The sequence below is a fragment of the Pantoea sp. ICBG 1758 genome (assembly GCF_002928325.1).
In the GTDB taxonomy this organism is placed as follows: Bacteria; Pseudomonadota; Gammaproteobacteria; order Enterobacterales; family Enterobacteriaceae; genus Pantoea; species Pantoea eucrina.
Genome location: NZ_POWL01000004.1, coordinates 418,411 through 431,655, shown reverse-complemented (window position 1 = coordinate 431,655; position 13,245 = coordinate 418,411). Strand labels below are relative to the sequence as shown.

At 56.0% G+C, this 13,245-nt stretch carries 10 protein-coding genes; 5 read left to right on the top strand and 5 right to left on the bottom strand.

Features of this window, described 5'->3' with window-relative positions; genetic code table 11:
- Window positions 1-1,889 (top strand): bifunctional diguanylate cyclase/phosphodiesterase (locus C1Y41_RS15815; RefSeq protein WP_104085822.1); only part of this gene is annotated, 1,889 nt, incomplete at its 5' end.
- Here the strand turns inward: C1Y41_RS15815 and C1Y41_RS15810 are convergent.
- Genes C1Y41_RS15810 through C1Y41_RS15795 form a run of 4 tightly spaced genes read right to left on the bottom strand, consistent with a single transcriptional unit; the run spans window position 1,884 to window position 5,880 of the window.
- Window positions 1,884-3,215: an MFS transporter gene (locus tag C1Y41_RS15810; protein ID WP_040113522.1), complete on the bottom strand. Its 1,332-nt coding sequence runs from the start codon at window positions 3,213-3,215 to the stop codon at window positions 1,884-1,886. The genes C1Y41_RS15815 and C1Y41_RS15810 overlap by 6 nt on opposite strands.
- Window positions 3,208-3,843, bottom strand: a complete 636-nt coding sequence (locus C1Y41_RS15805; RefSeq protein ID WP_104085821.1) for a DUF4286 family protein — start codon at window positions 3,841-3,843, stop codon at window positions 3,208-3,210. Before C1Y41_RS15805 ends, C1Y41_RS15810 begins: the two co-directional genes overlap by 8 nt.
- A complete protein-coding gene (locus tag C1Y41_RS15800; RefSeq protein ID WP_104085839.1) occupies window positions 3,836-5,185 on the bottom strand; it encodes an amidase in 1,350 nt (449 codons plus the stop codon). The genes C1Y41_RS15805 and C1Y41_RS15800 overlap by 8 nt, the downstream gene beginning before the upstream one ends.
- Window positions 5,186-5,199: 14 nt before the next feature.
- Window positions 5,200-5,880, bottom strand: a complete 681-nt coding sequence (locus C1Y41_RS15795) for a DUF2848 domain-containing protein (RefSeq protein ID WP_104085820.1) — start codon at window positions 5,878-5,880, stop codon at window positions 5,200-5,202.
- A 114-nt stretch (window positions 5,881-5,994) separates the two neighbouring features.
- Here C1Y41_RS15795 and C1Y41_RS15790 point away from each other — a divergent pair, with 114 nt between their 5' ends.
- Window positions 5,995-6,669: a GntR family transcriptional regulator gene (locus C1Y41_RS15790; protein WP_104085819.1), complete on the top strand. Its 675-nt coding sequence runs from the start codon at window positions 5,995-5,997 to the stop codon at window positions 6,667-6,669.
- Here C1Y41_RS15790 and C1Y41_RS15785 read toward each other — a convergent pair.
- Window positions 6,663-7,691, bottom strand: a complete 1,029-nt coding sequence (locus C1Y41_RS15785) for a LacI family DNA-binding transcriptional regulator (protein WP_104085818.1) — start codon at window positions 7,689-7,691, stop codon at window positions 6,663-6,665. The two genes, C1Y41_RS15790 and C1Y41_RS15785, sit on opposite strands and share 7 nt — an antisense overlap.
- A gap of 239 nt (window positions 7,692-7,930) precedes the next feature.
- On the opposite strand from C1Y41_RS15785, the gene ascF reads away from it, so the two are divergent.
- The 3 genes from ascF (at window position 7,931) to C1Y41_RS15770 (ending at window position 13,118) form a co-directional block, all read left to right on the top strand.
- Entirely contained in the window at window positions 7,931-9,373 is a 1,443-nt protein-coding gene (gene ascF, locus C1Y41_RS15780) for a PTS cellobiose/arbutin/salicin transporter subunit IIBC (RefSeq protein ID WP_040113527.1), read from the top strand.
- Between the two features lie 15 nt (window positions 9,374-9,388).
- Window positions 9,389-10,825 (top strand): 6-phospho-beta-glucosidase, encoded by a 1,437-nt coding sequence (locus C1Y41_RS15775; RefSeq protein ID WP_071668364.1) that lies wholly within the window; start codon window positions 9,389-9,391, stop codon window positions 10,823-10,825.
- 253 nt (window positions 10,826-11,078) lie between these two features.
- Window positions 11,079-13,118, top strand: coding sequence for a hypothetical protein (locus tag C1Y41_RS15770; protein ID WP_104085817.1), 2,040 nt, complete (start codon window positions 11,079-11,081; stop codon window positions 13,116-13,118).
- Window positions 13,119-13,245 lie beyond the last annotated feature (127 nt).

Sequence of the window (13,245 nt, the reverse complement as noted above, 5' to 3'; positions counted from 1 at the left end):
GTGACAAGCGCGTTGCGCTGGTCTGGCGCAGCGCAAATCCTGGCGGCGCGCTGCTGACCGGATTGCTGCCTCTGCTGGTGCTGATTATGCTGCTCTCACTGTTTACCGCGCTGATGCTGATGCGCAGCGCGCTGCGTAAAGCGCAGCTTAATGATGAGAGCGCCTGGCTACTGGGACAGAGCCAGCTCGCCCTGAGCGCCAGCGAACGACGCTTCCGTGACATCGCCGAAACCACTACGGACTGGATCTGGGAAATGGACAGCCAGCTGCGCTTTGTCTGGATTTCAGGGCGGTTTCCGGTCGTCACCGGTTTCAGCAGTCAGGAGTGGATACAGCGTACGCTGGCGGATTTTCTGCTGGATTACGCGAAATATCGCAGCCGTCTGACGCTGTTTCAGCAATCCGGTGGTCAGTTGACGCTGACCGGTTGCCGCTACCGCTCCGCGCAGGGGCACGTGCGCTACTGTAACCTGACGCTGAAAGAGGTGATGCTGACCCAGGGCGTCAGCGGTTTCCGCGGCAGCGCTACGGATATCACGCTCGAGTATGAGGCGCAGGCGCGGGCGCACTACCTCTCCCATTTTGATGAGCTGACCGGGCTGGCTAACCGGGTGCAGATGCAGGAGTTTCTGACGGGCAAACTCAGCCTGCCGTCCGATCCGCAACATCGCCTGGCGATTATCATGATCGATCTGGATAAATTTAAGCCGGTCAACGATATCTACGGTCACACCGCAGGCGACAAAGTTCTGCATGAGGTATCGGACCGTATCCGCGCCTGTCTCGGCAGTCACGGACTGGCGGCACGCCTGGGGGGCGATGAGTTTGTGGCGATCCTGCCTGAAATGAACAGCCGCGATCGTATTATCGCGCTGTGTCAGCAGCTGATAGCACGTATCAACGATGCGTTTGAGGTGTGTGACAACACGCTGCACATTGGCGCCAGTCTCGGCATTGCGCTGGCGCCGCAGGACGCCGATAACGCCAGCGATCTGCTGCGTTATGCCGATATCGCGCTGTATAAGGCGAAAAACAGCGGACGCAATCAGTGGGTCTTTTTCGATCGCGATATGGAAGAGAAGATTGTGCAGCGCCGCGAGCTGGAGCATGAGCTGCGCGATGCGATTAACAGCGAGCAGCTGGCGCTGGTTTACCAGGCGCGCTATGAGCTGGCAGCCGGACAGGTTACGGCAGTTGAGGCGCTGGTACGCTGGCAGCATCCGCGGCTGGGTCTGCTGATGCCCGATCAGTTCATCCCACTGGCGGAAGAGACCGGCCTGATTGGCGCGCTGAGCGACTGGGTGCTGCTGCGCGCCTGCAGCGATATTGTTAAGTTTGAGCCGGCGCTCTCTGTGTCAGTTAATATCTCAGCGACGGAACTCCAGAATGATGCGCTGCCGTCACGTATTGCCCAGGTGCTGCAGCTCAGCGGCCTGCCCAATCACCGGCTGGAGATAGAAGTGACGGAAAACGCGCTGCTGAGCGATCCGGAGAAAACGCTGGCGACGATGCAGGCGGTTAAAGCGCTCGGCGTAAAATTCCTGATTGACGATTTCGGCACCGGTTACGCCTCGCTCTGCTATCTGCGCGCGTTTCCGTTTGATGGCCTCAAGATCGATAAATCGTTTATTTTCCCGCTGGGTGAATCCCCGCAGGCGCGTCAGGTAGTAGAAAATATGATTGGGCTGGGTAAAGCCTATTCACTGTCGGTTACGGCTGAAGGGGTGGAAACTCCCGGACATATGGCGCAGCTGCAGGCGCTCTCCTGCGACGCGGTACAGGGTTACTATATCGGACGTCCGGGTCCGCTGGTGCAGATTGCGATGGTGCTGCCGGAAGATAGTCCGATGCGGAAAAATGCGGCGGTCCCTCGCCAGCGACATTTATAGCGGTTTATGCGCCGTCTCTTTCGCTTTCCACAGGGCAAGCAGCGTGATCAGCAGCGCCAGCGACACGTAAAGTGATACCCAGAGCGTGTTGCCCGACTCACGGTAAAGCGAGGTGATGATCAGCGGCGCGAAGCCGCCGCCGATGATACCGGCCAGCGTATAGGCGAGCGAAGAGCCGGCGTAGCGGACGTGGCCGGGAAACTGTTCGGTCACGAAAGCCGCCTGCGGACCATACATAATCGCATGGATCAGTAACCCGACGATTACCGCCAGCACAATCAGTACCGGCTGCGAGCTGTCGAGCAGAACAAAAAAGACAAAGCTCCAGATCACGCCCAGCAGTGCGCCAGCGATATAGACCGGGCGACGCCCCAGCCGATCGGATAAAGCACCAAACATCGGCACCGTAATCGCATTGCCGATGGCGCCGAGCATAGTCGCCAGCAGCGCTACCGGACGCGGCAGCTCCAGCACCGTGGTGACGTAGGTCAGCGTAAAGACCACCACCAGCGCATACAGCACGTCAGATCCGATGCGTGAACCACCGGCAATCAGCAGCGCGCGCGGATGATGAGTAAACACCTCTTTAAGCGGAGCCTGCGTGGTTTTATCTGCCTGTTTCATCGCCTTAAAGGTGGGTGTCTCATCTACGCCGCGGCGCAGCCACAGCCCAAACATCACCAGCAGCAGGCTGAGCAGAAAGGGTATACGCCAGCCCCATGCCTGAAACGCCTCGCCGCTCAGTGACAGGGTCACAAGCGTAATAAAGCCGGTGCCGATCAGCGTACCGCACGACGGCCCTACCTGCGCAAACGAGGCGTTACGCCCGCGCTTGCTGGCGTCACCATGCTCCATCGAGAGCAGCACCGCACCGGCCCATTCCCCGCCCAGCGCTATGCCCTGAATAAACCGCAGCGCGACCAGCAGCACCGGACTCCAGATCCCCCAGCTGGCGTAGCCGGGCAGCATACCCATCAGCGCGGTCGTGACGCCCATGATAACCAGCGTAGTGACCAGCACCGCTTTGCGTCCGGCCACGTCGCCAAGATGCCCAAAGATAAAGCCGCCTACCGGACGGGAGACATAGCCAACGGCATACGTGGAGAACGCCAGAATGGTGCCGACCAGCGGATCGAAGCTGGGGAAAAACACATGGTTAAACACCAGCGCCGCCATGATGTTGTAGACGGTAAAATCGTACCACTCCAGCGCCGTACCGATAGAGCTGGCGGCTGCCAGCCGCCGGGTTTTACTGGCGCCCGTAGCGGCAGAGTGTGTGACGTCAGGCTGTGAAACCTGTGACAGTGCAGAGTCATTATTACTCATAGGAGATCTCCTGTCGGGTAAGCTGCCAGCTCAGCGCGTAGCGCTCTGCATCAGCATTGAAAGTGTGCGCGGCCATATCAGCCAGCGTGACAGAGGCGGTTTCATCAGCGCAGTGCAGTAGCAGCATGGCGTGCATCGGACGATCGGCATCGGTTTCGCGCGGCAACGGCGTGCTGAGTGACACATCCGGCGTCAGCAGGCAGGAGGAGATATAGCCCGGCACCTGCGGCAGCTGCTGCTGCCACGCCTGCAGCGCCGTGCCTTCAGCGTCTGCGGGCAGGGTCAGAATAGCGAGATGCGCGCCCTGACCCCGGCCATGCCGGTGTGTCACTGCGCAAACCCTTCGCTTCGGATTAATCATCCGGTTGAGATTAGTGACTGACCATTCCGTCTGGCGCGTAAAGGCGGCGTGGTAGGCGGCGCTGGTAAAAGTCTCCAGCGATGCAGTTTCATAAAGCCCCAGATAGCGGCGCGCTGCCGCTACGGCACGATAACGCGTACCGCTGAGAAAGCCTTCGATGGCGACGCGCTCTTCAACATGTTCATGGTCATACCATTGGTTAAAATCAGCATCATCTTCGGGTGCCACGCTGGTGGCGACAAACAGCATACCGTGGGGATTATTCATGATGTAAACCTCGTTGCAGGGCAGATTCGGCAGCAGCGGCCCAGCTAAGCAGCGCTGCATCCTGGTTGTGAACTGACGCCAGCATCAGGCCGGCAGGTGCCTCGCCGGGCGTATGGCAGGGCAGTGAAATGGCGCAGCCATCCAGCATGTTGATGACGCAGGTGTTGCGCAGCATCAGCAGGTTGACTTCGCGGTAGCGCTCTTCATCATCCAGTTCGGCAATGGTGGGTGCGATCAGCGGCACGGTGGGCATCAGCAGCGCGTCAAAGGGCAACAGGAAATCGCTGACCTGCTGCTGCCACGTCCGGCGCAGCTGATACAGCTGCTCCGCATCCTGCGCCGTCAGCGCGCTGCCGCGCCGGATCCGCAGCAGCACCTGCGGATCGTACTCTGCCGGGGCTCTCTCCACCCACGCCTGGTGCCACTGCCAGGCTTCATACGCGGTGATACCGCCGCGCGCGTTGAGGGTATCGAGCTCGTTCAGCAGAGGCATCGGCTGCTCTGTCAGCGTCGCACCCGCCTCGCGCAGTATCCTGAGCGCGCGCTGCCAGGCAGCGCTGACGCCCTCATCCAGACCGTCGAGCACGCGGGTTTGAGGAATAAGAAAATGTGCGTCAGCCAGACTGCGCGGCCCGAGCGTCAGCGGTGCATCGGCGATAACGCTGTCCAGCAGCCAGCAGCTCCGCACGTCATGAGCAATCGTGCCGATACTGTCGAGCGACGGTGCCAGCGGCAGCGTGCCCTGCTGATCGATACGGCTGGCGCTGGGCTTAAAGCCGGTCAGACCGCAGAGTGCGGCCGGAATACGTACTGAGCCGCCGGTATCCGTGCCTGCGGAGCCAGCTGACATACCGTCCGCAACCGCGACCGCCGCACCGGATGATGAACCGCCCGGAATGCGTTTTTCCTGCCGCCGCCACGGGTTAGCTGGCGTGCCGTAATGCGGATTAATGCCCAGCCCGGAAAAGGCAAATTCCGTCATAGTGGTTTTGCCCACGATCACAGCGCCCGCCTGCAGCAGGCGCTGCACAATAGTGGCGTCAGCCGTCGCGCGCGGGAGGCCGGGCAGCCGCGATCCGGCGAGCGTGGGGGAGCCTGCAACGTCGAACAAATCTTTAATACTGACCGGCACGCCATCAAGTGGTGAGCGCGCCGCGCCGCGTGCCCGGCGCGCATCGGCAGCGATGGCCAGCTGCTGCGCCTGCTCCGCCCATACCTGAGTAAACGCGCGCGCGCCCTCGCCCTGCTCCGCCTGAATCGCCGCCAGCGCCTGTGCCGTCAGCGCCACCGATGTGGTTTCGCCCGCCTGCAGCTGCTGGCTTGCCTGCCATAAGGTTGTCATAAGGCGCGTCTCCATCAGGCAATCACCGGCAGAGTGGACAGCGAATAGCTGTGTTCCAGCGTGCGGTTCAGCACCGGGTCGTGCAGCGCCATGCGAAACGCCACGGCGGGACGAATACCGCCAATAGCCGATAATGTGCCGCAGGAGATCGCAAATCCCTCCTCTTCAGCCGTTTTACCTGAGAAGCGCGCAATCAGCTCCAGCGGAGAGAGGAGTGCATCAAGCGTGCCGGACTGGTAGGTGACCCAGTCGCCGTTTTCCATTATCCAGGCACGCAGCTCCAGCCGATCCCAGTGCGCGGCAACCTCCGCCATGCGCCACGCCTGCTGCGCGACTGGCTTCACACATACCTGTTTTGAAAGCGCCACGCTGAAGGTTTCCAGATGGCGATCGGTGTGGTCAGAGATAAGCGAAACCCAGCACTCCCCCTTGTGAAAAAAGACAAACGGCTCAGCTTCCCCTGACGTCTGCTCTCCCACCACATCCACGTTCGCCTGCTGGCTCAGCAGCCCTGGCGTGGCGCGATAGAACAGCGGTACTGCACCAGGAGCGGGCACGCCCAGCGCCTCCAGCTCACGGATATGGTGCAATACGGCTTCCCGATCGCGCCCGGCCCAGCCCGCAATGACCAGCCGGTTGATGGTGACGTCCAGCGACAGGGGCGGGTTTTCCTGCGTGTTGAAACGTAGCTGCATGGTCGGTTCTCCTGACTTGAAATGATTGTGAAATTTCACTGTGATTTCAAAGTAGCCATTTTCATGCCAGGTTTTTGTGTAATATGTCTCAGTACCCAAAAAAGGATGTGCGCAATGAGTGATGTAATGGCTGAAAATGTGAACCCGCAGGCGGAGGGAAAGACGCTTTCATTAAATGAGCGCGCCTATCTGGCGTTTAAACATCGCCTGATCACGCTGCGCTATAAACCCGGCGACTATCTGAACACGGCGCAGGTGATGGAAGATCTGCAGATGGGCCGCACGCCGGTTAATCAGGCGGTGCACCGGCTGGCGACGGAGGGCCTGCTGCAGATCATTCCCCGTAAAGGTGTGATGGTTTCGCCGCTCTCTATTGATGATGCGCTTGAACTGATTGAGGTCAGGCTGGTGAATGAAGCGCTATGCGTCAGGCTGGCCGCGGCGCGCATCAGTGACGCGCAGATTGCTACGTTGCGTCAGCTCAATCAGCAAATCGCGCGCGCCAGCGCGGCGCATGAGCGAGAGACGATGATGCTGCTGGATCGTGAATTTCATCAGGGGCTGGCGGAGATTGCCGGAAACCGGCGTCTGACCGACATTCTGAGCATTATTCATGCTCAGGCACAGCGCTTCTGGGCAACCACGCTCTCCAGCGTCCGGCATATGGAAGAGGTGATCGCCGAGCATGAAGCGATCATCCTGGCGCTGGAGCAGGGTGACGTGCAACAGGCGGAAGCGGCGACGCGGGTACATATTCTCTCTTTCCGTCAGGCGCTGCTTAATCACTGAGTCGCGCGGGATAGCCAGGGACCTGCAGCCAGGGATTCACGCCGGATAAGCGTGCCGGTGTGCGGCGCGCCTGGCCTGATATCGCCGCCGTCAAGCATGGCGACCAGACGGGCGATGGTTTCATGGATCATCTCTGTCACCGGCATTTTCACGCTCGACAGCGCCGGAAGGGTATAGGGTGCCAGTGGAATATCATCAAATCCCACCACCGCCACCTGCTGCGGCACGGCAATCCCCCGGACGGCCAGCGCCCTGAGTGCGCCAATCGCCATTTCATCATTACTTGCCACCACCGCGCTGAAGCGGACGTGCTGCGTCAGCAGCTGCTCAATAGCCATGACGCCCTGTTCCGCCTGCCAGCGCCCTTCCACCACCCGTGTCGAATCGAACGCAATGCCATGCTTCGCCAGCGCCGTCTGATAGCCCGCCAGACGCTCGCGTCCGGTAGGCGAATCAAGCGATCCGGTGATAAACGCAATCTCGCGATGCCCCAGCAGAATAAGCTGCTCAACGGCTGCCGCGCTGGTGGCGTGTTGATCGGCAAAAATGCAGTAGCTGGTATGCTGACGCAGGCGGCGGTTGATGACCAAAATCGGATGCCGGTGCTGAGCAATAATGCTGTCCATCTCTTCGATGGAAAGAAAGCGCGGATAGATGATGACGCCATCGCAGCGCAGATCGAGCAAAAACTCAATGGCGGCCCGCTCTTCTGCCGCGCTGTGCTTGCCGTCCACCAGCAGCAGCTGGCGCCCCTGCTGTTCAAGCATGCGCGCTGAATGCTGCATCATCTCGGTAAAGTAGCTGCCGCTATAGAGCGTATTGGTAATGACCAGCCCGATTGTCTGGCTGGAGCGCGTCGCCAGATTGCGCGCCAGCAGATTGGGCCGGAAGCCGGTTTCAGCGATGGCCGCATACACTTTTTCCCGCGTATCCTGGCTGACATAGCCGTTACCTGACAGAACACGTGACACTGTCGCTTTTGAGACACCCGCGCGTTTCGCTACTTCGGTGATAGTGGTCATAATCTGCCTGTTTAAGCTCTCCTGCGCTGAGTTTACCTAAGTCTCGGGACAGGCAAAGAAATTTATCTTTTGTCCCGCCGGGCGAGATCCGATCTGCGTCACAATTGCAGATATTAAATTTTAATTCTCTTGCCTGAACATAATGCACATCTCATGATTTTGTGAAACCGGTTTCTCATGAATAAAAAACAGGCAGCCTGCTGCCGGACAATCTTACCCTGAAAACTGAGACAGAAATCATGGCGAATAAATATGCAGACGCCGCCCGCTCCATTGTTGCTGCGCTTGGCGGCCTGGAGAACGTTACGGCGGTGACCCACTGTATGACGCGACTGCGTTTTGTGGTGCACGCACGCGAAAAGATTAATGATGCCGCGCTAAAAGCGATCCCGGGCGTAATGGGTGTGGTCTATACCGACACACAGTGTCAGGTGATCATTGGCAATGACGTAAACCTCGCTTACCAGGCGGTGCAGCAGCTCGGCACGCCCGGCGCTTCTGCCACCGCAGCCGCGCCGGCGCGGAAAATCACGCTGCGCCGCATCGGAGCCGGCATTCTTGATGCACTGGTGGGCACGATGTCACCGCTGATTCCGGCTATCATCGGTGGCTCAATGGTTAAGCTGCTGGCGATGATGCTGGAGATGGGTGGCGTGCTGGAGAAAGGCAGTTCAACGCTGATCATTCTCAACGTTATCGGCGACGGCGCTTTCTTTTTCCTGCCGGTGATGGTTGCGGCTTCAGCCGCGCTTAAATTCAATACCAATATGTCGCTGGCGATCGCCATTGCCGGAGTGCTGGTACACCCCAATTTTATCGACCTGATGGCGAAAGCCGCGCAGGGCCAGACGGTGGAGTTCGCGTTTATTCCGGTAACGGCGGTGAAATATACCTATACCGTGATCCCCGCGCTGGTAATGACCTGGATCCTCTCCTGGATCGAACGCTGGGTTGATCGCATCACCCCTGCCGTGACGAAAAATTTCCTCAAGCCGATGCTGATCGTCCTGCTGGCCGCGCCGGTAGCCATTCTGCTTGTCGGGCCACTGGGGATCTGGATCGGCAGCGGCATCTCTGCGCTGGTCTACACCATTCACGGCTATCTGGGCTGGCTCTCAGTCGCCATTATGGGCGCACTCTGGCCGCTGCTGGTGATGACCGGTATGCACCGCGTTTTTACCCCTACTATCATTCAGACCATCGCTGAAACCGGCAAAGAGGGCATGGTGATGCCGTCAGAGATTGGTGCCAACCTCTCGCTTGGCGGCGCGTCGCTGGCAGTCGCGTTTAAAACCAAAAACCCGGAGCTGCGTCAGACCGCTTTTGCCGCCGCCGCCTCTGCCATTGTCGCCGGTATTTCCGAGCCGGCGCTGTACGGTGTGGCCGTGCGGCTGCGCCGTCCGCTGATCGCCAGTCTGATCAGCGGTTTTATCTGCGGCGCGGTGGCCGGCATCGGCGGACTCGCCAGCCACTCTATGGCCTCACCGGGCCTGTTTACCAGCGTCCAGTTTTTTGATCCTGCTAACCCCATGAGCATTGTCTGGGTGGGCGGCGTTATGGTGCTTTCCGTGGTGGTTTCATTTGTGCTGACGCTGCTGCTCGGCTTTGAGGATATTCCTGTTACCACACCAGCAGAAAAGCCGCAGCCGGCCACCGGCAATGTCGCCATCCCTACCCGTTAATGATTGAGGTTTTTTATGTCTGACACGCCATTCCCGGCCGGTTTTTTATGGGGCGGCGCTTTAGCCGCCAACCAGTCTGAAGGAAGTTACCTGGCCGATGGTAAAGGGCTGACCACGGTGGATATGATCCCGCACGGCGCTAACCGTATGGCGGTTAAGCTGGGGCTGGAGAAGCGGTTTACGCTGCGCGAAGAGGAGTTCTATCCCAGCCATGACGCTATCGATTTTTATCATCGCTATAAAGAAGATATCGCGCTGATGGCAGAGATGGGCTTTACCGTTTTTCGTACCTCTATCGCCTGGAGCCGGCTCTTTCCCGACGGCGATGAGCTGACGCCGAATGCGGACGGGATCGCTTTTTATCATAAAGTATTCACTGAGTGCCGAAAATATGGCATTGAGCCGCTGGTTACGCTCTCTCACTTTGATGTGCCAATGCATCTGGTCATTGAATATGGCTCATGGCGCAATCGTAAAATGATCGATTTCTTTGCGCGGTACGCGCGAACCTGCTTTGAAGCGTTTGATGGCCTGGTGAAGTACTGGCTGACCTTCAATGAAATCAATATCCTGCTGCACAGTCCCTTCTCAGGCGCTGGCCTGGTATTTGAACCCGGCGAGAATCATGAGCAGGTGAAGTATCAGGCGGCGCATCATGAACTGGTCGCCAGCGCGCTGGTGACAAAGATTGCGCATGAGGTTAATCCGCAGAACCAGGTGGGCTGTATGCTGGCGGGCGGTAACTTTTATCCATGGTCGTGCAAGCCAGAGGATGTCTGGGCCGCGCTGCAGAAAGATCGTGAAAACCTGTTCTTTATTGATGTTCAGGCTCGCGGAGCCTACCCTGCCTACAGCGCACGACTGTTCCGTGAAAAAGGCGTAACCCTTGAAATAACGGATGAAGACGCAGCCATTCTGCGTCACACGGTAGATTTTATCTCCTTCAGCTATTACGCCTCGCGCTGCGCCTCGGCAGAGATGAATGAGCAGAACAGCAGCGCCGCCAACGTTGTTAAATCGCTGACCAACCCGCACATTGCGCGCAGCGCCTGGGGCTGGGGAATTGATCCGCTGGGCCTGCGCATCACCATGAATATGATGTATGACCGTTATCAGAAGCCGCTGTTTCTGGTGGAGAATGGCCTCGGCGCACGTGATGAGCTTACCGCCGCCGGTGAAATTCATGATGACTACCGCATCAGCTATCTGCAGCAGCATATTGAGGCTATGGCAGAGGCTATCGCCGATGGCATACCGGTGATGGGCTACACCACCTGGGGCTGTATCGATCTGGTCGCCGCTTCTACAGGTGAGATGAGTAAGCGTTATGGCCTGGTCTACGTTGATCGGGATGACATGGGCAACGGCACCCTGCAGCGCACGCGCAAAAAATCCTTCTGGTGGTATAAAAAAGTCATCGCCAGTAACGGACGCGACCTCAGTTCTGAATAATATGCGCAGGCCAGCCAGCTGGCCTGCTGCTCCCCCGAAATAGATCTGCTATTTCACAATAAACCACATAATTAATTTTTTTATGAGCGATTTACTGTATTAGGCGTTCATCTAACGTGGTTACTCTCTTCACATCCGGTTTTATACCCCTTTGGCGGCATCCAGGAATTGTATTACCGACTCACTAACCCTCCCTCTAACTGCAAAACAGTAAAGGCATAATTTTCACACCAACCTCAGGGCGATATTAACTATGGAAAAAAACCCTCTTAATAAACTTTCACTTTGCGAAGCAACAGCGCATTTCCGGCCAGAGATAAATGCGCTGGTAGATATATTAAACCCGCCTGAATCAATCTGGGCCCGTTTAAAGTCCGTAGTAAATGCTTGGCAACTCTTTGAAAAAGAAAGCACTAAGTATACTTTCATGAAAAAGTCACATTTAATAGCAACTCTTTACCGTGAACATACTTCAGGCATCTCTCTTGGGCGGTGCAATATTAAAAGAAGAGAGGTGGATAATGAAGGGACTGTGCGTGGCTCATTAAGATACAAATTGCCTGATGTTATTTCCATGGACGCCCCCCTTCCATTACATATGGTCGATGAAGCCGTTAATTTATTTAATGCCGGTGGAACACCAGATTTCAGACGAAATAGCTATGAAGAATTGTGCAGTTTCAGAATTACGCTCGATCAGCGAGCACGCCTTCTGCGTGAGCATAAAAAACTCCCGGCAACCGACTCTCTTTTAACTAAAGATAAGCATATCAATTTTCGCAAGCTGAAATTGGATGATATATATATCCCCAAAGATATGTTCGAAAAGGCTGATTTTAGCTACAGCTCTCTTGGGAAACGAGATATCACAGAGCATGATCTTTCACAAGTCATATTTGAAAATAGTTCAATGCAGCTTGATTTTTCCAGACTCTCTGACGATGAGAGGGATATCATTTTATTCTTTAATCATCATAACAACACCAAAAGAACGCCATTAACGGCATTGCAGAGCATCAATAATCGATTTGCCGATTTAAAAATCCAGCTGGCTTATGAAATAATAGAGGAATTATCTCGTCAGCACATTATATTACAGCAACTAGTCAGCACGGCACTGCCAATACTTGAAGTGTTTAGCAAAGAGCCATTTATTTTTGACTCAAAAATCAGAGAGTGGCTTGCCAGCATCATTAATGAATGTTTACAACCATATAATCATCCTGGAGCTGATAAAAACGTTACCTCACTGCTTCACGAAGCGGAAAAGTTATTTAGCTTCCTTGAAAATCACACAATATTTCAGACACGTGATAACCCGACCTTTCACTATTTGATAGATGCTTTCTCAGGAATAGATAGTTTTGATAAAAAACTGGCTGCTCGTGCTCAACTCTCTTACCACAGATATCTTAATAAGAGCCGGGCTGCACCCTATACCAGATTCGAGCATTTTGACCGCTCCAACCCGCTTTCTGAACCTGCACTGGTGAACCTGCTGGAGAGCGATGCCGTTAATCTGGTACTACTACCCGTAAATTCAGATGGGCCGGTGCTGTTAATGAGCCTTGACACTATGCGCGGCATGCTGAGGCCCGATCCGCTAAATCCTGTCTGGAACCATTTTTATCAAATGAGCACTCCACATAGCTGTCTAAGAATGGTTGATATTAATCTGGAAAACCTCTTTCGCCGCGATTTCCCCCAATTTCTCGCTCCTTTTCTGGCGGAAAGCCAAAAAATCAGTTTTGGCAGATTGCTGAACCTGCTTGAACTGGGTGAGTTCAGAGAAGCTTTTGTACGCGCAACGGAGAAAAAGAATTCATCTGAAAAAATGGTCGATAACGAGATACAAATCGCGCTGGAAGCGCAGTTTCATCATGTGCTGAGCCCCGGAAAGGAGTGGAGCCAGCTTACATCACAGCATGTGCAGGCAATTCTGGAAGCCTTTGAAATTGCGGATGCTTTCCCGCGAGCAAAAGCAGAATATTTTCTTTGCCTTGCGGGAGTATTTGCCCGTCTCTCTTCCAGTTTTTATTTTGGCACTGAAGACTCATCTCCTGTGACTCTGCGTGCCTATGCTCACGCGCTAATGCTACAGGCTGCAGAGTTTAGCCATGAAATATTTGCCTCTAAAAAACAATTCACTGACTGGCAAAATCGTTTTCAAAATAGATCAACGGTAGTGAATACTTATGACTGTACTGCTGAGTTATCACGCAAGATGCTGAAACATGCAGGCATCGTCTGCCCGCAAACGCTGGCCGCGGTTCGGCCGCTGGCGTGGAGTTAACGTCGCGGCTCGCACAACCTGTGGCTACAAATGAGCGGTGGCAATAGACCGGTTAAAAAGCTTCATCCCGTACTGGTTACGCATTTCATGGCGTAAATGGTACTATCCCGGCTTTACTGATCAGGAA